The organism is Plantactinospora sp. A48 (assembly GCF_055793945.1).
The window spans coordinates 49,936-72,977 of sequence record NZ_JBTIXF010000002.1 but is presented as its reverse complement, the minus strand read 5'-3'; the positions used below and the strand labels follow the sequence as shown (position 1 = coordinate 72,977).

Here is a 23,042-nt window from a genome sequence, read left to right as displayed (position 1 = left end):
CGAGCCGAAAAGGTTCACCCGAGGCGCGCAGCCGGAGCCGAAGTGTGGCGCAGGCGAGCACCGGTCAGGGGTCGGTGGCCAGCGCGTCGGCGACCGAGCGGGCCACGGCGATGAGCTTCGCCCGGATGATCCGGGCCGAGGTCATCATCTCGGCCGCCGGGAGCGCACAGGCGAGCACCACCCGGCGTTCCATCTCCTTCTCCGGTGTCACCAGCACCGCCGCGCAGGCCACTCCCTGCCGGAACTGCCCCATCTCCAGATGCATCCCCCGGCGGTCACCGGCGGCGATGTCGGCCTCGAACGCCTCGGCACCGGTGAGGGTGGCCGCGGTGAACGGGCGCATGCCGAACTCGCGCAGGTACCGCAGCCGCTGCTCGGGGGTGAGGGTGGCGAGCAGCGCCTTGCCCATCGCCGTCGCGTGGGCGCCCTCGTCGAAGCCGGGGACCAGATCCTCCAGGTACGGCGTGCGGGCGCCCTCGGCGACCGCCGTGATCGCCACCTGGCCGCCGACGAACCGGCCGAGGAAGTGGCTGTACCCGGTCTCCACCGCGGAGCGGCGCAGCGCCTCCCCGATCGCCGGCGGCCCACGGAACGCGGTGACCAACTCGCGATACCGGTCCGCGATCTCCAGCCCCACGATGTACGTCCCGTCCTCGCGGCGGATCACGTATCCCTCGTAGGCGAGGGTGCGGACCAGATGGTAGGTAGTGGCCACGGTCAGCTCGCAACGGCGTGCGATCTGCTTCACCGTGAGCCCCTTCGGGGCCCGGCCGACCGCTTCGAGCACCCGCAAAGCCCGCGACACACTGCGGATCAGGTCCGAAGGTTCTGCCAAGGGGTCGCGCACAACCACCTCCGCCGCCGAGTACTTACACCATATGTAAAACCGGGCGTCTGCGAAATGCCCGGTGGAATCGAGGCTGCCAGATCCTATCGCGACGTTCAGTACAGCGACAGACACGAAGGGTTCATCACAGCGAGGCGTAATGTCGATCACGATGACCAGCACCTACCTGGACCCCGTCCCGGCGCCCGGCACCAACAGCCCAGCAAGGGTCGCGGCCGGCGCCGTCGCCACCACTGTGGCCTGCGTCATACCCGTCTTCCTGGTCGGCGGGCTGGCCGTACAGATGGGTCGGGAACTGCACTTCTCCCCCGCCGGTCTCGGCCTCGCCGTCTCGATCTACTTCGGGGTCAGCGCGCTCGCCTCGGTCCCGTCCGGCACGCTGGTCGAGCGGTACGGACCGGCCACGGTCGCCCGGATCGGCGTCCTGCTCTCCGCCGCCGCCCTGCTCGCCATCGGGCTGCTCGCCCGGTCGTACGCGCTGCTGGTGCTGCTGCTGGCCGTCGGCGCGGCGGCGAACGCCCTCGGTCAGTTGGCCAGCAACATGGCGCTGGCCCGGCACGTGCCCGCCGGACGGCAGGGGTTGTCGTTCGGGGTGAAGCAGGCGGCGATCCCGATCTCCACGCTGCTGGCCGGCGCGGCGGTGCCGGCGGTCGCACTCACCATCGGCTGGCGGTGGGCCTTCGTGGCCGCGTCCGGGCTGGCGCTGGCCGCACTGCTCGCGGTGCCCGGCGACCGGACCGCCCCGGCCACCCGCTCGCGGGCCGCCGGGGGCCGGGCCACCGGCGCGCTCGTGGTTCTCGGGGTGGCGGCCACCCTCGCCGCAGCCGCGGCGAACGCGCTGGGGACCTTCGTCGTGGACTCGGCCGCCGCCCGAGGACTGGCACCGGCCCTGGCCGGACTCACTCTCACGTTCGGCAGCGCCGTCTGCGTGCTGGCCCGGATCGGTTCCGGCTGGCTGGCCGACCGTCGGGCCTCGGGACACGTCGCGGTGATCGCCGGCATGCTGGTGGTCGGCGCGGCCGGGCTGGGCCTGCTGGCGGTGGCCGGCCGGACGCCCCTGGTGCTCGGTGTCACGCTGGGCTTCGGGCTGGGCTGGGCGTGGCCCGGACTGCTCAACTTCGCCGTGGTACGGCTGCACCCGCAGGCGCCGGCAGCGGCCACCTCGATCACCCAGACCGGCGTGTACGCGGGCGGCTGTCTCGGGCCGCTCGGCCTGGGCGCCACGGCCGGGCACCTGGGCTATCCGGCCATGTGGACGGTGGCAGCCGGGGCGATGCTGCTGGCCGCCGGCCTCATGCTGGCCGGCCGCCGCCTCCTACCCCCCGCCCACCTCCCCCCACTCCCCCCGATGGGTTGATCATGAAGTTAGCGGTACACCGATCGGCGTGCCGGACCGCTAACTTCATGATCAACCCGGTGACGGGGTGGGGGGGTGGGGTGGGGGTTAGCTGGTGCGGTCGGCTATGAAGTCGCAGAGGGACTCCATGGCTCGGCGCGCGCCGCCGGCCGGTAGCGGGCGGAGCCGCTCGCGGGCGTCCTCGGCGTAGCTGCGTACGGTCTCCCGGGCCCGCTTCATGGCCGGTGACTCACGCAGCAGGCCAAGCGCCTCGGCGTGCAGGACGTCGTCGGTCACCGGGCCGGCGGCGAGGATCTCCCGCAGCCGGACCGAGGCGGCGTCCTGGTCGTCCGAGGCGAGCGCGTAGAGCACCGGCAGCGTGGGCACGCCCTCCCGCAGGTCGGTGCCGGGGGTCTTGCCGGACTGCACCGACTCGGAGGCGATGTCCAGCAGGTCGTCGGAGAGTTGGAAGGCCACCCCCATCGTCTCGCCGTAACCGGCCAACGCCTCGACCTCCGCCGGGCTGGCGCCGCCGAACAGCCCACCGAACCGGGTGGAGGTGGCGATCAGCGAACCGGTCTTCTCGGCGATGACCCGCAGGTAGTGCGCGACGTGGTCGTCGCCGGCCCGGGGGCCCACGGTTTCGGCGATCTGCCCGTGTACCAGCCGGGAGAAGGTCCGGGCCTGTAGGCGTACCGCCTCGGGGCCCAGGTCGGCGGAGAGGTCTGCGGCCCGCGCGAACAGGTAGTCACCGACCAGGATGGCCACCGAGTTGGTCCACCGCGAGTTGGCGCTCGGGGCGCCCCGCCGCACCGGAGCCTCGTCCATCACGTCGTCGTGGTAGAGCGTCGCCAGGTGGGTGAGTTCCATCACCACGGCGGCCTTGACCACCTCGGGGCGGTCCGGGTCGCCGAACTGGGCGCCCAACGCGACCAGCAGCGGGCGGAACCGCTTGCCACCGGCCTCCACCAGATGCCGGGCCGCCTCGGTGACCATCGGGTCGGCGCTGAAGATGCTGGTCCGCAGCTGCTCCTCGACCGCGTCAAGCACGGACCGCAGCGATGCTTCGACGGCCGGCTCGACGGCTTCCAGGCCCACCGTGTCGAACGGCGTGGCCAGTCCGCCCCGGCGCTCGTCCGCGCCGGGCTCGTCTCGACGTTGCTCCCCCGGTCTCACCACGCTTTCAACCATGCCACACCGTGACGACCGCTCCCGGTGGGGGGCGGCGACCACCGCCGCCCACCGGGGGCCAACCGGATGAATCCGGTCATCGCACGAATTCCGCCGCACCGTTCGCCAGCGCGAGCAACGGAGCCGGCGCCACCCCGAGCACGAGGGTCGCCAGCACCCCGATGCCGACGGCGGTCCCGGTGGCCCAACCCGGCAGCGCCACCGTCGGGGTGGACTCACCCGGCTCCGACAGCCACATCAGCACGACCACCCGCAGGTACGGGAAGGCCAGCAGCATGCTGGTCAGCACGCCGGCGATCACCAGCCAGGTCTGACCACCGTCCAGCGCCGCACCGAAGACCGCGAACTTGCTGATGAAGCCGCTGGTCAGCGGGATACCGGCGAAGGCCAGCAGGAGGAAGGTGAACAGCCCGGCGTACAGCGGGGACCGGCGGCCCAGCCCGGCCCACCGGGACAGGTGGGTGGCCTCGCCGTCGTCGTCCCGGACCAGGGTCACCACGCCGAACGCGGCGAGCACCGTGAAGCCGTACGCCACCAGGTAGAACATCGTGCTGGACAGGCCGTCCTTGGACAGCGCGAGGACCCCGACCAGCAGGTACCCGGCGTTGGCCACCGACGAGTACGCCAGCAGTCGCTTGATGTCGGTCTGGGTCACCGCGAGCACCGCGCCGACCAGCATGGTGAGCACCGCCACGGCACCGAGCACCGGGGTGAAGTCCCAGGCCGCGCCGGTGAATCCGACGTAGAAGACCCGCAGCAGGCCACCGAACGCGGCCACCTTGGTGCAGGCCGCCATGAAGCCGGTGACCGGCGTCGGCGCGCCCTGGTAGACGTCCGGGGTCCAGACGTGGAACGGCGCGGCGGCCGCCTTGAACAGCAGGCCGATCGAGATCAGCGCGATGCCCGCCACCAGCAGCACCGGGCTGGCCGAGGAGTCCCGGACCGCCGTGTGGATGGTGGCGAAGTCGACCCCGCCCTGTCCGGTCCGGCCGTTCACGGTGCCGACCGTGAAGCCGTACACGAGGGCGATGCCGAACAGGAAGAACGCCGAGGCGTACGCCCCGAGCAGGAAGTACTTCATCGCGGCCTCCTGGCTCAGCAGCCGCCGGCGCCGGGCCAGCGCGCAGAGCAGGTAGAGCGGCAGTGAGAAGACCTCAAGCGCGATGAACATGGTCAGCAGATCGTTGGCGGCCACGAAGAGCAGCATCCCGGCCATCGCGAACATGGTCAGCGGGTAGACCTCGGTGGTCCCGCCCTCCCGACCGGCCTGCTGCCGGTCCGCCGGCGAGTCCACGATGACCGCGGCGTGCGGCACGAACGCCCCGCCGCGCTCCACCGACCGATCCCCGATCAGCAGCAGCGCGAGCAGCCCGAGCACCAGGATCGAACCCTGGAGGAACAGGGTCGGACCGTCGACGGCCACCGCGTCGCTGGCGGTCAGCGTGCGCAGGTCCGCGCTGCGGACCACCATGACACCGGCCGCGACGATGCCGAGCAGGCCGACGCCGAACTGCACCGGGTGGCGCAGCCGGCGCGGCACGAACGCCTCAAGCAGGATCCCGAGGCAGGCCACGCCGAACAGGATCAGGATCGGCGCGAGCGCCGCGTAGTTGATCGCGGGGAACTTCAGGTCGCTCACCGGCGGGCCTCCTGTACGTTGCCGACCGTCGGTGCCGGGTCGGTCCTGCCGACGTCCTGCATCGTGGCCTGGACGGCGGGGTTGATGACGTCGGTGACCGGCTTCGGGTAGAAGCCGAGCAGCAGGAGCAGGGCGATCAGCGGCGCGACGACCACCTTCTCCCGCACCGACAGGTCGCGCCGCATCCCCTCGGACTCGGACAGGGCCGGGTTGAGGGTGCCCTGCGTGGTCCGCTGCACCATCCACAGCACGTACGCGGCCGCCAGGATGATGCCGGCGGTGGCGATCACGGCGACCAGCTTGTTCACCGTGAAGGTGCCCAGCAGCACCAGGAACTCGGAGATGAACGGCGCGGTGCCGGGCATGGCCAGCGAGGCGAGACCGGCGAAGAACAGCACCCCGGCGAGCAGCGGCACCAGCCGGCCGGCCCCGCCGAAGTCACCGACCAGCGCCGACCCGCGCCGGGCGACCAGCATGCCGACCACCAGGAAGAGCAGGCCGGTGGCCAGCCCGTGGTTGAGCATGTAGAGCACCGCGCCGGTGCCGGCCTGGGTGGTGAAGGCGAAGATGCCGACCCCGATGAAGCCGAAGTGCGCGATCGACGTGTACGACACGAGCCGCTTCAGGTCGTTCTGTCCCACCGCGAGGAGCGCCGCGTAGATGATGCCGATCACGGCGAGCGCCAGCGCCCACGGCGCGAACCAGCGGGACGCCTCGGGGAACAGCGGAAGGCAGTACCGCAGGATGCCGAAGGTGCCGACCTTGTCCAGCACCCCGACCAGCAGGGCCGCGGCGCCGGCCGGGGCCGCCCCACCGGCGTCGGGCAGCCAGGTGTGGAAGGGGAAGAACGGCGCCTTGATCGCGAACGCGATGAAGAAGCCGAGGAACAGCCAACGCGCCGTGTTCGTGTTGATGTCGGCGTTGACCAGCGTCTGCCAGTCGAAGGTGTGCCCGCCGACCACCCACAGGCCGATCACCGCGGCCAGCATGAACAGACCGCCGACCAGCGAGTAGAGGAAGAACTTCACCGCCGCGTACTGCCGCTGGTGGCCGCCGTAGCTGCCGATCAGGAAGTACATCGGTACGAGCATGACCTCGAAGAACACGTAGAACAGGAAGACGTCGGCGGCCGCGAAGACGCCGATCATCGTGCATTCCAGCACCAGCAGCAGGGCGAAGTACACCGGGACGCTGCGCTTCGAGCCCTCGGCGTCGTGCCAGCTCGCCAGGATGACCAGCGGGACCAGCACCGTGATGAGCATCAGCATCACCAGCGCGATGCCGTCCGTGGCGAAGGTGAAGTTGACGCCCCAGCGGGGGATCCAGGTGTACGACTCGCGGAACTGGAGCCGGTCGCCGCCGGCCGAGAAGCCGACCCACATGAAGATCGACAGGACCAGGACCGCGAGCGACCAGCCGAAGGCCACCTGCTTGGCCAGTCCGGGCCGGCTGCGCGGCAGCAGTGCCACCACCAGCGCGCCGACCAGCGGCGCGACGGTGAGCACCGAGAGGTAGGGGAAGTCGGACATGTTCTGCCTTACCTCGTCTCGTCCGTGCCGGTGTTGATGGTCCTCGCGCTCACGCCAACCACCCGGCCTGGATGGCCAGGAACGCGGCCACCACCAGCAGCGCGCCGGTCAGCATCGACATCGCGTACGACCGGACGAAGCCGGTCTGCAACCGGCGGAGCCGACCGGAGCCGCCACCGACCGCCGCCGCGAGACCGTTGACCAGCCCGTCGATGCCCCGGTTGTCCAGGTAGACCAGCGCCCGGGTGAGGAAGATGCCCGGCTTCTCGAAGATCGCCTCGTTGATCGCGTCGGTGTAGAGGTTGCGCCGGGCGGCCCGGACCAGCGCCCCGGCCGGCTGCTCCTGGGTGGCGGTGCCGTTACGGAACAGCACCCAGGCCAGGCCGGCGCCCAGCACGGTGAGCAGCAGGGAGAGCGCCGTGATCAGCCAGTGCGCGAGCACCGGCTCGGCGGCCTCCTCCTGCGGACCGAGGGTGGCGGTCAGCCAGTCCGGCACCGAGGTGGCCAGCAGGAAACCGGCGCCGATCGAGCCGACGGCCAGCAGGACCAGCGGGATCGTCATGATCGGCGGCGACTCGTGCGGGCCGTGCCCCGCGTGCCCGTCCGTACCGGCGATGTCGTCGGTCCACCGGGCCGGGCCGTGGAAGGTCAGCACGAACAGCCGGGTCATGTAGAACGCGGTGAGCCCGGCGCCGAGCAGCGCGGCCCCGCCGAACAGCCAGGCGGTCCAGCCCTCCCGTTCGAAGGCCGCCGCGATGATCGGCTCCTTCGAGAAGAAGCCGGAGAACGGGAACATGCCGATGATCGCCAGCCAGCCCATCATGAAGGTGAGCCAGGTGATCTTCATGTACTTCGACAGGCCGCCGAACCGGCGGATGTCCACCTGGTCCCGCATCCCGTGCATCACCGAACCGGCGCCGAGGAACATGTTCGCCTTGAAGAACCCGTGCGCCAGCAGGTGGACGATGGCCAGCGCGTACGCCGCGCCACCCAGGCCGACACCGAGGAACATGTAACCGATCTGGCTGACCGTCGACCAGGCCAGCACCCGCTTGATGTCGTCCTTGGCGCAACCGATGATGCAGCCGATCAGCAGGGTGAGCGCCCCGACGCTGACCACCACGAGCTGGAGGGTCGAGTTGGCCGAGAAGATCGGGTGGGACCGGGCGATCAGGTAGACACCCGCGGTGACCATGGTGGCGGCGTGGATCAGCGCGGACACCGGGGTCGGGCCCTCCATCGCGTCCGGCAGCCATGCCTGGAGCGGGAACTGGCCGGACTTGCCGGTCGCGCCGAGCAGCAGCAACAGGCCCATCGCCAGCACGATCCCGGAGCCGATCTGGCCGACCCCGTTGAACACCCCGCTGTACGAGGTGGTGCCGAGCTGGGCGAACATGATGAAGATCGCGATGGCCAGGCCGGCGTCGCCGACCCGGTTCATCAGGAACGCCTTCTTGCCGGCGGTGGCCGCGGACGGCCGGTCGTACCAGAAGGAGATCAGCAGGTACGACGCGAGGCCGACCCCCTCCCAGCCGACGTAGAGCAGCACGTAGTTGTTGCCCAGCACCAGCAGGAGCATCGCGGCCACGAACAGGTTGAAGTAGCCGAAGAACCGTCGCCGGCCGGCGTCGTGCGCCATGTAGCCCACCGCGTACAGGTGGATCAGGAAGCCCACCCCCGTGATGAGCAGCACGAAGCAGGCGGCCAGCGGGTCGAACAGCAGCCCGAAGTCCACCTTGAAGCTACCGACCGAGATGAGCTGCCAGAGGCTGCGCTCGACCGAACGGTTCTCCAGCCCGCGCAGCTGGAAGAAGTACGTCAGGCCGAGGACGAACGCGGCTCCCACGCTGGCCACGCCGAGCCAGTGCCCCCAGCGGTCGGCCCGGCGTCCGAGCAGCAGCAGGACCGCCGCGCTGGCCAGCGGGATGGCCACCAGCAGCCACACGCTGCTCAGCACGCCGTCAGCCGGCGCGTACGTGACGGCGCCGGCCGGCTCGGCGGCGTACGTCAGGATTCCATCCACGTCAGGCCCCTCTAGTACTTGAGCAGGTTCGCGTCGTCGACGCTGGCGGACCGCCGACTACGGAAGATCGACATGATGATCGCCAGGCCGACCACGACCTCGGCGGCGGCCACCACCATCACGAAGAACGCCATGATCTGGCCGTTGAGATCGCCGTTGATCCGGCTGAAGGTGACCAGCGCGAGGTTGGCCGCGTTCAACATCAACTCGACGCACATGAACAGCACGATCGCGTTGCGCCGGATCAGCACGCCCACCGCGCCGATCGTGAACAGGATGGCCGCCAGCACCAGGTAGTGGCCCGGCCCCATCGAGAAGAAGTCGCTCACTTGTCCGTCCCCTTCAGCGACCGCTCGGCCGCCGTCAGCTCCCGGGTCGGCATGATCTCCGGAATGCTCCGCTCGCTGAGCGCGCCGTCCGGCAGCCGCGCCGGGGTGGCGACCGAGGAGGAGGTGGCGAAGATCCCCGGGCCGGGCTTCGGCCCCGGGTAGTTGCCGGGCGCGAACCGGGCCCGCATGGTGCTCGGCTGGTCCTTCTTGTCCTCCCGGCGCCGCTCGACGTGAGCCAGCACCATGGCGCCCACCGCCGCGGTGATCAGCAGAGCCGAGGTGACCTCGAACGCGAAGACGTACTTGGTGAACAGCAGCCGGGCGATGCCCTGCACGTTGCCGTTCTCGTTCGCCTTGGCCAGCCCGGTGGCGCTGACGTGACCGAGCGCCCGGTAGAGCCCGGTGGCCACCAGGCCCGCGAACCCGAGGCCCAGCACGATCGCCGCGATCCGCTGCCCGCGCAGGGTCTCGATCAGCGAGTCGGAGGCGTCCCGACCGACCAGCATCAGCACGAACAGGAAGAGCATCATGATCGCGCCGGTGTAGACGATGATCTGCACCATGCCGATGAACGGGCCCGCCTGGAGCACGTAGAAGACGCCCAGGCAGAGCATGGTGAGCACCAGCCAGAGCGCCGAGTGGACGGCGTTGCGCGCGGCCACCATGCCGACCGCGCCGATCAGCGCGAGCGGCGCCAGGATCCAGAAGGTGACCTGCTCTCCCCCGGAGACCCCACTCGCCGCGGCGAGCACCGTCTGCGTGGTCATGCCCGTTCTCCCTCGTCACTTCCGGAGCCGCCGGGCGCCCCGACCGACTGCTCGGCGCCCTGTGGGGTCCGGGTGGACCGCTGGGCCGCCTGCTCGGCACCCGGGAAGGTCACCCCCGGGTGCTCGTCCACGGCGTACCGGCCGGGGCCCATCGGCGAGTGCTCGGCCCCGATCGAGGTGCCCGGGTTGCCGAGCGCGCCGACGTAGTAGTCCTTCTCGCTGTCGCCCAGCCGCATCGGGTGCGGCGGCTGCTCCATGCCCGGCAGCAGCGGCGCCAGCAGCTGCTCCTTGGTGAAGATCAGGTCCCGCCGGTTGTCCCGGGCCAGCTCGTACTCGTTGCTCATGGTGAGCGACCGGGTCGGGCACGCCTCGATGCACAGCCCGCAGAAGATGCACCGGGCGTAGTTGATCTGGTAGACGCTGGCGTACCGCTCACCGGGCGAGAAGCGCTGTTCGTCGGTGTTGTCGCCGCCCTCGACGTAGATCGCGTCGGCCGGGCAGGCCCAGGCGCACAGCTCGCACCCGATGCACTTCTCCAGCCCGTCGGGGTGCCGGTTGAGGATGTGCCGCCCGTGGTAGCGGGGGGCCGACACCGGGGGCTTGAACGGGTAGTCGGTGGTCACGATCTTGCGGAACATGTGCGAGAAAGTGACGCCGAAGCCCTTGAACGTGCCAGTGATCGCACCCATGTCACACCTCCTTGGTGTCGACGCCGACGTTGGCGGGTTGCCGTTCCGCCACGGCCCGCCGGGTCCGGGGACTCGGCGGCACCTGCAGGTCCATCGGGGGCACCGGGAAGCTGCCCTCCGGGCGGCGCTGCACCCGCTCCTGCGGGGTCGGCGTCGGCGTCGACCCCCGGCCGGGCCAGAGGAAGACGATCAACAGGACGACCGCCACCGGGATCCCGATCGCGATCAGCCGGTCGGTGCGCTGCCAGTCGCTGGTCACCCGGATTCCGGCCAGCGCCAGGATCCAGACCAGGTTGATGGGCAGCAGTACCTTCCAGCCGAGCCGCATGAACTGGTCGTAGCGCAGCCGCGGCAGCGTACCGCGCAGCCAGACGAAGACGAAGACCAGCAGCAGCACCTTGCCGAAGAACCACAGCAGCGGCCACCAGCCGGAGTTCGCGCCGGACCACTGGCTGATCGGCCACGGCGCCCGCCAGCCGCCGAGGAACAGCGTCGTGGTGACCGCCGACATGGTCACCATCGAGACGTACTCGGAGAGCATGAACAGCGCGAACTTCAGCGAGCTGTACTCCGTCATGAAGCCGGCCACCAGCTCCGACTCCGCCTCCGGCAGGTCGAACGGCGCCCGGTTGGTCTCACCGACGGTCGAGATGAAGAAGATGACGAAGCTGGGCAGCAGCAGCACCGCGTACCAGCCGGGGGCCGGAAGGCTCTGGCCGAACAGCGTGAACCGGGTGCCGTCGCCCTGGGCGGCCACGATGCCGCTCGTCGACATCGTGCCCGCGGTCATGAAGACGGCCACGATGGACAGCCCCATGGCGACCTCGTACGAGATCATCTGGGCGCTGGAGCGCAGACCACCGAGCAGCGGGTACGTGGATCCGGAGGCCCAGCCGCCGAGCACGATGCCGTAGATGCCCATCGACGAACAGGCCAGCAGCACCAGCACCGCCACCTGCACGTCGGTGACCTGCAACGGCGTGTGGTGACCGAAGACGCTGACCATCGGGCCGAACGGCACCACGGACAGCGCGGTGACCGAGCAGATCACCGAGATCGTCGGCGCGAAGAAGTAGACGACCTTGTCGGCCTTCGTCGGGAGGATGTCCTCCTTGAAGGCCATCTTCAGACCGTCGGCGAGGGTCTGCAGCAGGCCGAACGGACCCACCTGGTTGGGCCCCGGCCGCACCTGCATGAAGCCGACGACCCGACGCTCGAACCAGACACCGAGCAGCGTCGCCAGCACGGCGAACACGAACGCCAGCACCACCTTGGCGAGAACGAGCCACCAGGTGTCGTGCCCGAAGTCCTGCAGTGTCGGATCCTGCGCGAGATAGAACGTCATTGCGCACTCCCGGTGTTGAGCAGCGGTCCCGGCCGGTGGGCCGCGTCGGCCGCGACCGTCGCGTGGTCGCCGGCCGCCTCGGCGGAACGGTTCCCGGCGGAGATCCGCACCACGGCTCCCGACGTGACCCCCAGGGCCCGCCGGACGGACGAGCCGGGCGAGTTCGTGGGCAGCCAGACCACCCCGGCCGGCATGTCCGTGAGGGCCGCCGGCAGCGTGATGGCGCCCCGGCCGGTGCCGACCGTCACCGCGTCGCCCTCGGCCACCCCGATCTGCTCGGCGGTCGCCTTGGCCAGCCGGACCACCGGCGGCCGGGCCGTGCCGCCCAGGTACGGGTCGCCCTCGGTGAGGGTGCCGGAGTCGATCAGCTGGTGCCAGGTGGCCAGCACGGCCTCACCGGCACCGGGCCGGTACGGCTCGGTCGGGCCGATGTTCGGGGCCAGCGCCCGCCCGACGCGGGTCGACGGCAACCCGCCCAGCTCCCGCCGGATCCCGTTGACGCTGTCGGTGCCGAGCCGGACGCCGAGCTGGGCGGCCAGCGCGTCCAGCACCCGGCCGTCGGTCATGGCCGTGGTGTTGAGCACCGCCTCGAAGGTGCGCAGCCGGCCCTCCCAGTCCAGGAAGCTGCCGGGCTTCTCCACCACCGGGGCGACCGGCAGCACCACGTCGGCGCGACGGGTCACCGGACCCGACCGAAGTTCCAGGCTCACCAGGAACGGCACGGCGTCCAATGCCTGCTCGGCGGCGCGCGGGTCGGCCAGGTCGCCCGGGTCGACCCCGGCCACCACCAGCGCCCCGAGTTGACCGTTGGCGGCCGCGGCGATGATCTGGTCGGTGTCCCGGCCGGGCTGGCTCGGGATGACCCCGGGCGCGACGTCCCAGGCCTGGCCCAGTTCCCCCCGCGCCGCCGGGTCGGCCACCAGCCGGCCGCCGGGCAGCAGGTTGGGCAGGCAGCCCGCGTCCACCGCGCCCCGGTCACCGGCCCGGCGCGGCACCCAGGCGAGCTTCGCGCCGGTCCGCTCGGCCGCCGCCGCGGCGGCGGAGAGCCCACCCGGCACGGTCGCCAGCCGCTCCCCGACCAGCAGGATCGCGCCCTCGGCGCTGAGCGCCTCGGCCACCGTCGGGTGGTCGGCCAGCACGCCGGCCTCCTCACCCGGAACCACCCGGGCGATCTTGCCGCCGAGCTTCTCCAGGCCCCGGCTCGCGTACGGCGCGATGGCGAAGACCTTGAGACCGTTCTTCTGGTGGGCCTTGCGCAGCCGGAGGAAGAGGATCGGGCACTCCTCCTCGGGCTCCAGCCCGACCAGCACGACGGCCGGCGCGTTCTCCACGTCGGCGTACGTCACCTCGGTCCGGCCGGCGACCGCGGCGGCCAGGAAGTCGGCCTCCTCGCCGCCGACGTCACCGCCGCTGGGTCCGGTCGGCCGGGCCCGGAAGTCGATGTCGTTGGTGCCCAGGGCCACCCGGGCGAACTTCGCGTACGCGTAGGCGTCCTCGACCGTGAGCCGGCCACCGGTGAGCACCCCGATGCCCCGGTTGCCGTCCCGGGCCGCCCGCAGTCCCTCGGCGGCCACCGCGAGCGCCTCACTCCAGGAGGCCTCGCGCAGCTCACCGGTGCGCTCGTCGCGGACCATCGGAGTGTTGATCCGCTCGGCGGCGGTGGCGTAGCGGAAACCCCACCGACCCTTGTCGCAGTTCCACTCCTCGTTCACCGCCGGGTCGTCGCCGGCCAGCCGCCGCAGCACCTTGCCGCGCCGCCAGTCGGTCCGCATGTCGCAGCCGGCCGAGCAGTGCTCGCAGACGCTGGGCGTGGAGACCAGGTCGAAGGGGCGGGCCCGGAACCGGTACTGGCTGCCGGTGAGCGCGCCCACCGGGCAGATCTGCACCGTGTTTCCGGAGAAGTAGGAGTTGAACGGGACCACCTCGGCGTCGTCGGCGTCGTCCACGCCGTACGCCTCGTCCCGGTAGATGTTGATCTCTTCGGCGCTGGACCGGCCCATCAGGTCGATGAACTTGTCACCGGCGATCTCCTCGGAGAACCGGGTGCAGCGCTGGCACAGCACGCACCGCTCCCGGTCCAGCAGGACCTGGGTGGAGATCGGCAGCGGCTTCGGGTACTCCCGCTTGTGCTCGTGGAACCGGGAGTCCGTCCGGCCCGTCGACATCGCCTGGTTCTGCAGCGGACACTCGCCGCCCTTGTCGCACATGGGGCAGTCGAGCGGGTGGTTGACCAGCAGCAGCTCCATGATCCCGGCCTGCGCCTTCTCGGCGACCGCCGAGGTGAGCTGGGTCTTCACCACCATGCCCTCGGCGACGGTCTGGGTGCACGATGCGACCGGCTTGCGCTGCCCCTCCACCTCGACCAGGCACTGCCGGCAGGCGCCGGCCGGCGCCAGCAGGGGGTGGTCGCAGAACCGCGGGATCGCGATCCCCATTTCCTCGGCCACCCGGATCAGCAGGGCACCCTTGGGCGCGGTGACCTCGACGCCGTCGATGGTCAGCGTGACCGTGTCGGTCTTCTTGGCCAGGTCTGTCATATCAGTGCGCCCCTGCCAGGGCCTTCTCGGACAGCTTCGGGGCGGTCCGGCCCTCGATGTAGTCGACGTAGTCCTGCTTGAAGTACTTCAGCGACGAGGTCACCGGGCTGGTCGCGCCGTCACCCAGGCCGCAGAACGACCGGCCGAGGATGTTGTCGCAGGTGTCCAGCAGGGTGTCCAGGTCCTCGGGGGTGCCCTGCCCGGACAGGATCCGGCGGTAGACCCGGACCATCCAGTAGTTGCCCTCCCGGCACGGGGTGCACTTGCCGCACGACTCGTGGTGGTAGAACTCCAGCCACCGGTAGGTCGCGTAGACCGGGCAGTCCTGGTCGGAGAAGATCTGCGTGGCCGTCGTACCGAGGATCGAGCCGGCCGCGGCCACCCCCTCGAAGTCCAGCGGCACGTCCAGGTGCTCCGCGGTGAGCAGCGGGGTCGACGAGCCGCCCGGGGTCCAGAACCGCAGGTTGTGGCCGGGCTGCATCCCGCCGGCCAGCTCGATCAGCTCCCGCAGCGTGATGCCCAGCGAGCACTCGTACTGGCCCGGGTTGGCGATCCGACCGGAGAGCGAGTAGATCATCGGGCCGGACGACTTCTCCGTACCCATGGTCTTCCACCAGTCGGCGCCGCCCAGCACGATATACGGCACGCTGGCGATGGTCCCGACGTTGTTGACCACGGTCGGGCAGGCGTACAGGCCGTGGGTGGCCGGGAACGGCGGACGCAGCCGGGGCTGGCCGCGGAAACCCTCCAGCGAGTCGAGCAGCGCGGTCTCCTCGCCACAGATGTACGCGCCGGCGCCGCTGTGCACCACCACGTCGAGGTCGAAGCCCGACTTCAGGATGTCCTTGCCGAGGAAACCCGCCGCGTACGCCTCGTCCACCGCGTTGCGCAGCCGGCGCGCGGCGTTGACTGCCTCGCCCCGGATGTAGATGTACGCCCGACTGGCCCGGATCGCGTACGATGCGATGATCACGCCCTCGATCAGCGAGTGCGGGTCGTGCGTCATCAGCGGCAGGTCCTTGCAGGTGCCCGGCTCGCCCTCGTCGGCGTTGACCACGAGGTAGTGCGGCTTGTTGTCACCCTGCGGGATGAAACCCCACTTGAGACCGGTCGGGAAGCCGGCGCCACCCCGGCCGCGCAGGCCGGAGTCCTTGACGAGCTGGATCAGGTCGTCCGGGTGGGCCCCGAGCGCCTTGCGCAGCGCCGCGTACCCGTCGAGCTGCTGATAGGTGTCGATCGACCAGGCGTCCGGCGACAGCCAGCGCTTGGTGAGCACCGGGGTCAGCTTGGCCAGCGTCTCCCGTCGAGGGGTGGTCACTTGTCGGCCTCCTTGTCGCCGGCCTCCGCGAGGTTCCGCTCCTGGGCACCGGTGCCCTCGCCGGCGGGCTTGGCGTCCCCGGCCGGCCTGTTGGCGGCCCTACCCGCCTCCTCGGCCTTCTTCTCGGCCGGCTTGGCCTGGGCCGCCGGCTTGGCCTGCTCGGCGTCCGCCTTGCGCCGGATCGGAGTGTCCGGGTCGAAGTTCGACACCGAGATGCCGTGCTCCTGGGCGAGCCGCAGCCCGCGCAGGGAGGGCTCGCCGGTCCGGCCGTCGGCCACCGCTCCGTCGCGGTCGTCGGAGAAGCCGGCCAGCTGCACCGCCATTTCCTTGAGCGTGCACAGCCGGGCGCCCCGGGTCGGGGTGGGTCGCCCGCCGGCCCGCAACTCCTCGACCACGGACACCGCGGTGTCCCGGTCCACCCGGTCGAAGAACTCGTAGTTGACGGTCATCACCGGGCCGTAGTCGCAGGCCGCCAGGCACTCGGCGTGCTCCAGCGTGATGCTTCCGTCGGCCGTGGTCTCGTCGTGCCCGACGCCCAGCAGCTCGGTCAGGGTGTCGTAGACCTCCTGCCCGCCGAGCACGTTGCACATCGTGTTGGTGCACACGCTGACCAGCCAGTCACCGGTGGGCCGCCGCTTGTACATGGTGTAGAAGGTGGCCACCGCGCCGACCTGAGCCTTGTTCAGCCCGAGCACCTCGGCGCAGAACTCCACCCCGGCCGGGGAGACGTACCCCTCCTCCGCCTGCACGAGGTGCAGCAACGGCAGCAGCGCGGACCGGGACCGGTCGGCCGGGTAGCGGGCCACGATCTCCCGGGCCCGGTCACCGAGCCGGTCCCGCAGCACCGTCGCGGTCACCACGTCCTGACGTACATCCGTCATCGGAGCCACCTTCCGTTCGCGACTGCACAGGCTGTTGCTCGCGACTGCGGGGCTCGCTGCGCTCGCTCCTCGCGCTCGCGGCTGGGACCCGCAAGCTCACTCCTCGCGCTCACCGGTCACACCCACCCATCACCGGGTCCAACGAAGCGCCGCCGGCGATCACGTCGGCGATCAGGCCACCCTCGGCCATCGCCGGGATCGCCTGGAGGTTGACGAAGCTCGGTTCGCGGTAGTGCACCCGGTACGGCCGGGTCCCACCGTCGGAGACCGCGTGTACGCCCAGCTCGCCGCGGGGCGACTCGATGCCCACGTACACCTGGCCCGGCGGCACCCGGAAGCCCTCGGTGACCAGCTTGAAGTGGTGGATCAGCGACTCCATCGACTGACCCATGATCTTCGCCACGTGCTCCAGGGAGTTGCCCATCCCGTCGAGCCCGATGGCCAGCTGCGCCGGCCAGGCGATCTTCCGGTCGGCGACCATCACCGGGCCCGGCTTGAGCCGGTCCAGCGCCTGCTCGACGAGCTTCAGCGACTCCCGGATCTCGGCGAGCCGGACCTGGTACCGGCCCCAGACATCGCCGTCGGGGTGCGTCGGCACGTCGAACTCGTAGTTCTCGTAACCGCAGTACGGCATGGTCTTGCGCAGGTCCCACGGCAGACCCGCCGACCGCAGCACCGGCCCGGTCACGCCCAGCGCCAGACAGCCGGTCACGTCCAGCACGGCCACGTTCCTGGTCCGCTCGATCCAGATCGGCTGGCCGGAGAGCAGGTCCTCGTACTCCTTGAGCCGCTTGGGCATCATCTTCAGGAACTCGCGGATCTTGACGATCGCCTCGTCCGGTACGTCCTGCGCGACGCCGCCGGGCCGGACGTACGCGTGGTTCATCCGCAGCCCGGTGATCGTCTCGAAGATGTCCAGGATGTGTTCGCGCTCACGGAAGCCGTACAGCATGATCGAGATGGCCCCGAGCTCCATGCCCGTGGTGGCCAGCCAGACCAGGTGCGACGAGATCCGGTTCAGCTCCATCATCAGCACCCGGATCGTCGTCGCCCGGTCGGTGATGTCGTCGGTGATCCCGAGCAGCTTCTCCACCGCGAGGCTGTACGCGGTCTCGTTGAAGATCGGTGCCAGGTAGTCCATCCGGGTGACGAACGTGCTGCCCTGCACCCAGTTGCGGTACTCGAGGTTCTTCTCGATTCCGGTGTGCAGGTAGCCGATCACCGACCGCGCCTCGCGGACCGTCTCGCCCTCGAGTTCGAGGATGAGCCGCAGCACGCCGTGCGTGGACGGGTGCTGCGGACCCATGTTGACGATGATCCGCTCGTCGGCGATCGGGTCCGTACCCTCGACGACCGTGTCCCAGTCGCCGCCGGTGACGGTGAAGACCTTGCCCTCGTCGGTCTCCCGCTCGGTCGCGTAGCCAGGGGTAGAAGTCACTGGTAGCTCCTTCGGGCATCCGGCGGAGGAATCTCGGCGCCCTTGTACTCCACCGGCACGCCGCCCAGCGGGTAGTCCTTGCGCTGCGGGTGCCCCTCCCAGTCGTCCGGCATGAGGATCCGGGTCAGGTTGGGGTGGCCGTCGAAGACGACGCCGAACATGTCGTACGTCTCCCGCTCCTGCCAGTCGGCGGTCGGGTAGATCTCGGTGACGCTGGGCAGGTGCGGGTTCTCGGCCGACACGGCTGCCTCCAGCCGGACCCGCCGCCGGTAGGTCATCGAGGTGAGCTGGTAGACGACGTGCAACCGCCGCTCGTCCGCACCCAGGTAGTCCGCTCCGGACACCGAGGAGCACAGCTCGAACCGCAGCGCCGCGTCGTCCCGCATGATCCGGCAGACCTCGGCGATCCGCTCGGGCCGGATGTGCAGGGTCAGCTCGCCCCGGTCGACGATGACCTTCTCGATCGCGTCGGCGAACCCGGGGTACGCCTCCTCCAGCGCGTCGGTGACCTCGTCGAAGTAACCGCCGTACGGGCGCGGGCTGCCGGTCACCTCGGTACGCGGCCGGACCAGGCCGCCGAACCCGGAGGTGTCGCCGGTGCCGTGTACACCGAACAGGCCACGCTGTGCCCTGCTCGCCGGCGGGTACTCGGCCGGGGCCCCGGTGCTGGCGCCGACGGGCGGCACCTGCGCGGGTACGCCGCCGGACTGGCCGTTGGGCGTGCTCACTTCACAGCCCCTTCGTGGAGGTGGTTCTGCGCCTTCATCCAGTTCTCGATCCGCAGCTGCTCCTCGCGACCCTCGCGGACCGCGCGGGTCCACTCGGCCCGCCGGGCCTTGTCGCTGCGGTAGGACGACGGCATCGAGCCGTACGGGACGACCGGCACGTCACCGCGTTCCTGACGGGCCTCGTGCATCTTGCGGCCGCCCGGACCGAGCGGCTCGTGCATGATCTTTTCCCGCAGCTTGAGGATCGCGTCGATCAGCATCTCCGGCCGCGGCGGGCAACCCGGCAGGTACATGTCCACCGGTACGACGTGGTCGACGCCCTGGACGATCGCGTAGTTGTTGAACATCCCGCCGCTGCTGGCGCAGACACCCATCGACAGCACCCAGCGCGGCTCGGCCATCTGGTCGTAGATCTGACGCAGCACCGGGGCCATCTTCTGGCTCACCCGGCCGGCCACGATCATCAGGTCCGCCTGCCGGGGCGAGGCGCGGAAGACCTCCATGCCCCAGCGGCCCATGTCGTAGTGCGGCCCACCGGCGGCCATCATCTCGATGGCGCAGCAGGCGAGGCCGAAGGTGGCCCCCCACACCGACGACTTACGGGACCAGTTGACCAGCTTCTCCACACTGGTGAGCAGGATGCCGGCCGGGAGCTTCTCCTCGATGCCCATTGTTCGAGCCCTCCCTCAGTCCCAGTCCAGGCCACCGCGTCGCCACACGTAGGCGTACGCGATGAAGACCGTGACGATGAACAGGACCATCTCCACGAACCCGAAGGCGCCCAGCAGGTCGAAGGAGACCGCCCAGGGATAGAGGAAGATGATCTCGATATCGAAGACGATGAAGAGCATCGCCGTCAGGTAGAACTTGACCGGGAATCGGCCACCGCCGATCGGCTGCGGGCTCGGCTCGATCCCGCACTCGTAGGCGTCGAGCTTCGCCCGGTTGTAACGCCGGGGGCCGGCGATCCGGGCCGAGGCCACGGAGAACAGCGCGAACGCCGCAGCTATGGCGAACAGCCCGATGATCGGTACGTAAGGCGAGAGCGACATCGTTTCTCCTGCTCTTCCTTCCCTGCCCTCGGCGGTTGATGAATGTCACACTAGGCACAGCTCATGCGGCGGTTCACACCCGGGGGTCCGACCGTCCCGCGACGCGCGCTCACACGGCGGGCGCCACCTTCGTCATCGCGTTGATGATCCGATCCATCGCGTCCCCGTCGCGCGGGTCGGTCAGGTTGGCCATCAGCTTCAGCACGAAACGCATCAGCATCGGGTGCGGCATTCCGTGCCGGGTCGCGATCCGCATGATCTCCGGCCGGCCGATCAGCTTCACGAAGATGCCGCCGATCCGGTAGTAGCCGCCGTACCGGTCCTTGAGCGCCGCCGGGTAGCCGTGCAGCGCACGTTCCCGCTCGGCACCGGCGGGCCGGGCCAACGCCTGCACGATCACCTCGGCGGCCAGTTCGCCGGACTCCATGGCGTACGCGATGCCCTCGCCGTTGAAGGGGTTCACCATCCCGCCGGAGTCGCCGACCAGCAGCACTCCCCGGGTGTAGTGCGGCACCCGGTTGAAGCCCATCGGCAACGCCGCGCCCAGGATCGGACCGTCGGCGTTGGCCTCGTCGGTCATCCCCCACTCCGGCGGCGTGTTGGCCAACCAGTCAGTCAGCAGCCGGCGGTAGTTGGTCCGGCCGAAGGCGGTGGAGGAGTTGAGCACGCCGAGGCCCACGTTCACCCTGCCGTCACCCATGCCGAAGATCCAGCCGTACCCGGGCAGCAGCTTGTCCCCGCTGTCCCGGCTGCGCAGCTCCAACCAGGACTCCAGGTAGTCGTCCCGGTGCCGGGCCGGCGACCGGTAGTACCGGCGGACCGCGACGCCGATCGGCCGGTCCTCCCGCTTGGCCAGCCCGAGTGCCAGCGGGAACCGCCCCGAGACGCCGTCAGCGGCCACCACGAGCGGTGCGCGGAAGCTCACCGGCGCCTTGTCCGGGCCGTGTTCGGCGGACACCCCCACCGTCCGGCCCGCGTCGTCGAGCACCGGACCGATCACGTTCATGCCGGTCCGCAGCACCGCGCCGGCCTTCACCGCCTGCCGGGCCAACAGGTCGTCGAAGTCGAGCCGCGTCCGGACCAGGCCGTAGTTGGGGAAGCTGGCCAGCTCCGGCCAGTCCAGCTCCAGCCGCATGCCACCGCCGATGACCCGCAGGCCCTTGTTCACCAACCAGCCGGCCTCGGCCGCGGCCGCACCCCGCTGGTCGGTGCCCGCCTCGGCGCTACCGAAGACACCCATCTTGATCAGCTGCTTGACCGCGCGCGGGGTCAACCCGTCGCCGCAGACCTTCTCCCGGGGGAACTCGGTCTTCTCCAGCAGCAGCACCCGCAGTCCGTGCCGGGCCAGGTGGTAGGCGGTGGTCGAGCCACCGGGGCCGGCGCCCACGACGATCACGTCGGCGTCATTCTCGACGGCGGTCATCTGCGCCTCCCTCCAGTGCTCGTGAAATGCTTCACAAGCTCGTTCGGGGAGGAGTCTATGACCGGCACTACCCAGCCGCCAGGTTAGGTGTACCTAACCAGGCGGGAACACCAGCGGGTACGCCGTCGTCAGCCCGGTTCCGACGGTCCGTCAGCCCCGTTGGGCGGATCGATCAACCCGCTTCGGACTGGTTCCGGCGAGTCAGCCAGCCCGGCTCCGGCGGATCCGCCAACCCGGCTCTGCGGATCCGCCAGACTGGCTCGGCAGGTCCGTCAGTCCGGCTCGGGGGTCCGTCAGCCCGGCTCGGCGGGTCCGCTGGGCCGGCTCGGGGTCCGCCAGCCCGGCTCGGCGGGTCCGCTGGGCCGGCTCGGGGTCCGCCAGCCCGGCTCGGCGGGTCCGTGTCCGGCTCGGGGGGCCCGCTGGGCCGGCTCGGCGGGCCGTCAGCCCGGCTCGGGGGGTCCGCTGGGCCGGATCAGCGCGCCGTCAGCCCGGCTCGGGGGGTCCGCTGGGCCGGTTCAGCGCGCCGGGTAGCTGGTCGCGCAACGCGCCTCCACTGGCCCGGTCGAGCGCGGCGAGCACCTCGGCCACCACCTGCTGCACCGCGTCCGGATCGGAGCCGGCGAGGTCCCGCAGCTGCGCGGCCAGATCCGCCGCGTCGTTCCCGGCGGACGGCTGACCGTCCACCCGATCCGACTCCGTCATGCCGGCAGCCTACGTGGGTAAACCACCAAAATCGCCAAAACCACCCAGCAAAGGCACACCCCGATCCAACTCATCCCACCCCCGAACGAGATCTTGGAATCCCACTACCGCGCTGGGGGTAGTGGAATTCCAAGATCTCGTTTTGGGCGGGCCCGGCGGGACAGGCGGGCCCGGCGGGATTGGCGGGGTGGGTTGGCCCGGCGGGCCCGGAGGGCCCGGCGGGATGGGCGGGGTGGGTGGGCCTGGGGCCGGGGGGTGGGACAGCGGGGTGGGTGGGTGGGTGGAGGCGGGTGGGTGGCGGGTCAGTGGCGGGTGGCGCGGTGTAGGGCGGCGAGTCCGCCGGTGAGGTTCCGCCACGCCACCTGGCCCCAGCCGGCGGCCTGGATGCGGGCGGCCAGCGACGCCTGATCCGGCCAGGCCCGGATCGACTCGATCAGGTACACGTAGGCGTCCGGATTGCTCGACACGATCCCGGCCGCGGTCGGCAACCAGCGCATCAGGTACGACAGGTACGCGGTCCGGAAGACCGGGTTGACCGGATGACTCAACTCGCACACCACCAGCCGGCCGCCCGGCCGGGTGACCCGGGCGAACTCCCGCAACGCCGCCCCGGTGTCCACCACGTTGCGCAACGCGAAGGAGATGGTCACCGCGTCGAAGGTGGCATCCGGGAACGGCAGCCGCAGCGCGTCGCCGGCCAGCAGCGGTACGCCGGGCCGGACTCGTTTGCCGGCCGCCAACATCCCGAGCGACAGGTCGGCACCCACGACGTACGCCCCGGACCGGGCCAGCTCGGCGGTGGACACGCCGGTCCCGGCGCCCACGTCGAGGACCAGTTCGCCGGGACGCAGGCCCAGCGCCGCCCGGGTGGCCCGGCGCCAGGCCCGGTCCCGGCCGGCCGTCATGACGGTGTTGGTCAGGTCGTACCGCGAGGCGACGCCGTCGAACATCGCGGCGACCTCGTGCGGCTGTTTGTCCAGGCTGGCCCGCGCCCCGGCGGATGCACGCTTCACGGCTCCCCACTCTGCCAGCCACCGACCTGGTCGAAAGGAAGGGCCCCCGCTTATCGCTTTCGGTATAGCAAGGGCCCCCGCTTAACATCCACGCCCAATCCACCGCGCCCTACGGCAGCCAGAGCGCCCGGGACCGGACCGGCCAGCAACCGGACCGCCGGCAACGGACCGCCGGCAACGGACCGACAGGACCGGACCGCGGCACCGGACCGCCAGCAGCCGGATCGCCGTCGCCGGAATCGCCGGCACCGGACC

Annotated in this window: 20 protein-coding genes; 1 reads left to right on the top strand and 19 read right to left on the bottom strand. The window is 70.7% G+C overall.

What is annotated here, in order from left to right:
* Positions 1-64 precede the first annotated feature (64 nt).
* Complete coding sequence (locus ACXN5W_RS01935; RefSeq protein ID WP_473156370.1) at positions 65-847, bottom strand: IclR family transcriptional regulator; 783 nt, start codon at positions 845-847, stop codon at positions 65-67.
* A 151-nt stretch (positions 848-998) separates the two neighbouring features.
* Here ACXN5W_RS01935 and ACXN5W_RS01930 point away from each other — a divergent pair, with 151 nt between their 5' ends.
* A complete protein-coding gene (locus ACXN5W_RS01930; protein WP_473156369.1) occupies positions 999-2,204 on the top strand; it encodes an MFS transporter in 1,206 nt (401 codons plus the stop codon).
* A gap of 87 nt (positions 2,205-2,291) precedes the next feature.
* Here ACXN5W_RS01930 and ACXN5W_RS01925 read toward each other — a convergent pair whose 3' ends face one another.
* The 18 genes from ACXN5W_RS01925 to ACXN5W_RS01840 form a co-directional block, all read right to left on the bottom strand.
* A complete protein-coding gene (locus ACXN5W_RS01925; RefSeq protein WP_473156368.1) occupies positions 2,292-3,374 on the bottom strand; it encodes a polyprenyl synthetase family protein in 1,083 nt (360 codons plus the stop codon).
* A 76-nt stretch (positions 3,375-3,450) separates the two neighbouring features.
* The gene (gene nuoN / locus ACXN5W_RS01920; protein WP_473156367.1) at positions 3,451-5,013 is read right to left on the bottom strand and encodes an NADH-quinone oxidoreductase subunit NuoN; all 1,563 of its coding nucleotides are present in this window, start codon (positions 5,011-5,013) and stop codon (positions 3,451-3,453) included.
* Positions 5,010-6,542 carry an NADH-quinone oxidoreductase subunit M gene (locus tag ACXN5W_RS01915; protein WP_473156366.1) on the bottom strand — a complete coding sequence of 511 codons (1,533 nt, stop codon included), beginning with the start codon at positions 6,540-6,542 and terminating at the stop codon, positions 5,010-5,012. Before ACXN5W_RS01915 ends, nuoN begins: the two co-directional genes overlap by 4 nt.
* 49 nt (positions 6,543-6,591) lie before the next feature.
* Positions 6,592-8,565 (bottom strand): NADH-quinone oxidoreductase subunit L, encoded by a 1,974-nt coding sequence (gene nuoL / locus ACXN5W_RS01910; protein ID WP_473156365.1) that lies wholly within the window; start codon positions 8,563-8,565, stop codon positions 6,592-6,594.
* 11 nt (positions 8,566-8,576) lie between these two features.
* Positions 8,577-8,894: an NADH-quinone oxidoreductase subunit NuoK gene (nuoK, locus tag ACXN5W_RS01905; protein WP_473156364.1), complete on the bottom strand. Its 318-nt coding sequence runs from the start codon at positions 8,892-8,894 to the stop codon at positions 8,577-8,579.
* Positions 8,891-9,661 (bottom strand): NADH-quinone oxidoreductase subunit J, encoded by a 771-nt coding sequence (locus ACXN5W_RS01900; RefSeq protein ID WP_473156363.1) that lies wholly within the window; start codon positions 9,659-9,661, stop codon positions 8,891-8,893. The genes nuoK and ACXN5W_RS01900 overlap by 4 nt, the downstream gene beginning before the upstream one ends.
* Positions 9,658-10,350 (bottom strand): NADH-quinone oxidoreductase subunit NuoI, encoded by a 693-nt coding sequence (nuoI, locus tag ACXN5W_RS01895; protein WP_473156362.1) that lies wholly within the window; start codon positions 10,348-10,350, stop codon positions 9,658-9,660. Before nuoI ends, ACXN5W_RS01900 begins: the two co-directional genes overlap by 4 nt.
* Position 10,351: 1 nt before the next feature.
* Positions 10,352-11,695, bottom strand: a complete 1,344-nt coding sequence (gene nuoH / locus ACXN5W_RS01890; RefSeq protein WP_473156361.1) for an NADH-quinone oxidoreductase subunit NuoH — start codon at positions 11,693-11,695, stop codon at positions 10,352-10,354.
* Positions 11,692-14,232, bottom strand: coding sequence for an NADH-quinone oxidoreductase subunit G (locus ACXN5W_RS01885; RefSeq protein ID WP_473156360.1), 2,541 nt, complete (start codon positions 14,230-14,232; stop codon positions 11,692-11,694). Before ACXN5W_RS01885 ends, nuoH begins: the two co-directional genes overlap by 4 nt.
* A 1-nt stretch (position 14,233) precedes the next feature.
* A complete protein-coding gene (gene nuoF, locus ACXN5W_RS01880) occupies positions 14,234-15,550 on the bottom strand; it encodes an NADH-quinone oxidoreductase subunit NuoF (RefSeq protein ID WP_473156359.1) in 1,317 nt (438 codons plus the stop codon).
* The gene (gene nuoE, locus ACXN5W_RS01875; RefSeq protein WP_473156358.1) at positions 15,547-16,431 is read right to left on the bottom strand and encodes an NADH-quinone oxidoreductase subunit NuoE; all 885 of its coding nucleotides are present in this window, start codon (positions 16,429-16,431) and stop codon (positions 15,547-15,549) included. The genes nuoF and nuoE overlap by 4 nt, the downstream gene beginning before the upstream one ends.
* Before the next feature lie 109 nt (positions 16,432-16,540).
* Positions 16,541-17,869, bottom strand: coding sequence for an NADH-quinone oxidoreductase subunit D (locus ACXN5W_RS01870; protein ID WP_473156357.1), 1,329 nt, complete (start codon positions 17,867-17,869; stop codon positions 16,541-16,543).
* Entirely contained in the window at positions 17,866-18,597 is a 732-nt protein-coding gene (locus tag ACXN5W_RS01865; RefSeq protein ID WP_473156356.1) for an NADH-quinone oxidoreductase subunit C, read from the bottom strand. The genes ACXN5W_RS01870 and ACXN5W_RS01865 overlap by 4 nt, the downstream gene beginning before the upstream one ends.
* Entirely contained in the window at positions 18,594-19,268 is a 675-nt protein-coding gene (locus ACXN5W_RS01860) for a NuoB/complex I 20 kDa subunit family protein (RefSeq protein WP_473156355.1), read from the bottom strand. Before ACXN5W_RS01860 ends, ACXN5W_RS01865 begins: the two co-directional genes overlap by 4 nt.
* Before the next feature lie 15 nt (positions 19,269-19,283).
* Positions 19,284-19,649, bottom strand: a complete 366-nt coding sequence (locus tag ACXN5W_RS01855) for an NADH-quinone oxidoreductase subunit A (protein ID WP_473156354.1) — start codon at positions 19,647-19,649, stop codon at positions 19,284-19,286.
* Positions 19,650-19,758: 109 nt separating this feature from the next.
* Positions 19,759-21,072 (bottom strand): geranylgeranyl reductase family protein, encoded by a 1,314-nt coding sequence (locus ACXN5W_RS01850; protein WP_473156353.1) that lies wholly within the window; start codon positions 21,070-21,072, stop codon positions 19,759-19,761.
* 483 nt (positions 21,073-21,555) lie between these two features.
* A complete protein-coding gene (locus tag ACXN5W_RS01845; protein ID WP_473156352.1) occupies positions 21,556-21,774 on the bottom strand; it encodes a hypothetical protein in 219 nt (72 codons plus the stop codon).
* Positions 21,775-22,076: 302 nt separating this feature from the next.
* On the bottom strand, positions 22,077-22,787 hold the full coding sequence (locus tag ACXN5W_RS01840) for a demethylmenaquinone methyltransferase (protein ID WP_473156351.1): 711 nt from the start codon (positions 22,785-22,787) through the stop codon (positions 22,077-22,079).
* Positions 22,788-23,042: the final 255 nt, after the last annotated feature.